The following is a 2,457-nucleotide window of genomic DNA, read 5'->3' on the forward strand; positions in this document are numbered from 1 at the left end:
GAAACCGTGTGCCTACAAGTAGTTAGAGCCCGTTAATGGGTGATAGCGTGCCTTTTGTAGAATGAACCGGCGAGTTACGATTTGTTGCAAGGTTAAGCGGAAAAAGCGGAGCCGTAGCGAAAGCGAGTCTGAATAGGGCGTTTAAGTAACAGGTCGTAGACCCGAAACCAGGTGATCTACCCATGTCCAGGATGAAGGTAAGGTAATACTTACTGGAGGTCCGAACCCACGCACGTTGAAAAGTGCGGGGATGAGGTGTGGGTAGCGGAGAAATTCCAATCGAACTTGGAGATAGCTGGTTCTCTCCGAAATAGCTTTAGGGCTAGCCTCGAGGTAAAGAGTCATGGAGGTAGAGCACTGTTTGGACTAGGGGCCCCTCTCGGGTTACCGAATTCAGATAAACTCCGAATGCCATGTACTTATACTCGGGAGTCAGACTGCGAGTGATAAGATCCGTAGTCGAAAGGGAAACAGCCCAGACCACCAGTTAAGGTCCCCAAATATACGTTAAGTGGAAAAGGATGTGGGGTTGCTTAGACAACCAGGAGGTTGGCTTAGAAGCAGCCATCCTTGAAAGAGTGCGTAATAGCTCACTGGTCGAGTGACCCCGCGCCGAAAATGTACCGGGGCTAAACGTATTACCGAAACTGTGGATGAACCACTTTGTGGTTCGTGGTAGGAGAGCGTTCTAAGGGCGTTGAAGTCAGACCGAAAGGACTGGTGGAGCGCTTAGAAGTGAGAATGCCGGTATGAGTAGCGAAAGAAGGGTGAGAATCCCTTCCACCGAATATCTAAGGTTTCCTGAGGAAGGCTCGTCCGCTCAGGGTTAGTCGGGACCTAAGCCGAGGCCGATAGGCGTAGGCGATGGACAACAGGTTGATATTCCTGTACCAGTGTCAATTGTTTGACCAATGGGGTGACGCAGAAGGATAGGGAATCGCACGAATGGAAATGTGCGTCCAAGCAGTGAGTGTGAGAAGTAGGCAAATCCGCTTCTTGCGAAGCATGAGCTGTGATGGGGAAGGAAATAAAGTACGGAAGTTCCTGATTTCACGCTGCCAAGAAAAGCCTCTAGGAAGAGAGATACTGCCCGTACCGCAAACCGACACAGGTAGATGAGGAGAGAATCCTAAGGTGAGCGAGAGAACTCTCGTTAAGGAACTCGGCAAAATGACCCCGTAACTTCGGGAGAAGGGGTGCTCTATTAGGGTGAAAGCCCGAGAGAGCCGCAGTGAATAGGCCCAGGCGACTGTTTAGCAAAAACACAGGTCTCTGCAAAACCGTAAGGTGACGTATAGGGGCTGACGCCTGCCCGGTGCTGGAAGGTTAAGAGGATGGGTTAGCATCTCGCGAAGCTCAGAATTGAAGCCCCAGTAAACGGCGGCCGTAACTATAACGGTCCTAAGGTAGCGAAATTCCTTGTCGGGTAAGTTCCGACCCGCACGAAAGGCGCAACGATCTGGCACTGTCTCAACGAGAGACTCGGTGAAATTATAGTACCTGTGAAGATGCAGGTTACCCGCGACAGGACGGAAAGACCCCGTGGAGCTTTACTGCAATCTGATATGGAATGTTTGTACCGCTTGTACAGGATAGGTAGGAGCCGAAGAATCGCGTGCGCCAGCATGCGAGGAGGCGCTGGTGGGATACTACCCCCGCTGTATGACCATTCTAACCCGCCACGCTTAGCGCGTGGGGGAGACAGTGTCAGATGGGCAGTTTGACTGGGGCGGTCGCCTCCTAAAGAGTAACGGAGGCGCCCAAAGGTTCCCTCAGAATGGATGGAAATCATTCGCAGAGTGTAAAGGCACAAGGGAGCTTGACTGCGAGACTGACAAGTCGAGCAGGGACGAAAGTCGGGCTTAGTGATCCGGTGGTTCCGCATGGAAGGGCCATCGCTCAACGGATAAAAGCTACCCCGGGGATAACAGGCTTATCCTCCCCAAGAGTCCACATCGACGGGGAGGTTTGGCACCTCGATGTCGGCTCGTCGCATCCTGGGGCTGTAGTCGGTCCCAAGGGTTGGGCTGTTCGCCCATTAAAGCGGCACGCGAGCTGGGTTCAGAACGTCGTGAGACAGTTCGGTCCCTATCCGTCGCGGGCGCAGGAAATTTGAGAGGAGCTGTCCTTAGTACGAGAGGACCGGGATGGACGCACCGCTGGTGTACCAGTTGTTCCGCCAGGAGCATCGCTGGGTAGCTATGTGCGGCAGGGATAAACGCTGAAAGCATCTAAGCGTGAAGCCCCCCTCAAGATGAGATTTCCCATTTCGTAAGAAAGTAAGATCCCTGAAAGATGATCAGGTAGATAGGTTTGGAGTGGAAGTATGGCGACATATGGAGCGGACAAATACTAATCGATCGAGGACTTAACCTTTTAATCTTGATTCGTTACGTGGATAACTAAACGCTTTTCTTCTCTAGTTTTGAGAGAACATCGTTCTTTCATTCTTTTGTC

The 2,457-nt window shown here is 51.9% G+C and carries 1 rRNA gene (running past one end of the window); it reads left to right on the top strand.

Annotated features, from left to right (window positions below):
* A 23S ribosomal RNA gene (locus tag LFLEISCH_RS14225) occupies positions 1 to 2,376 on the top strand; it begins 556 nt to the left of the window's first position.
* Positions 2,377 to 2,457 lie beyond the last annotated feature (81 nt).

This window comes from Listeria fleischmannii subsp. fleischmannii LU2006-1, assembly GCF_000344175.1.
Classification (GTDB): Bacteria; Bacillota; Bacilli; order Lactobacillales; family Listeriaceae; genus Listeria; species Listeria fleischmannii.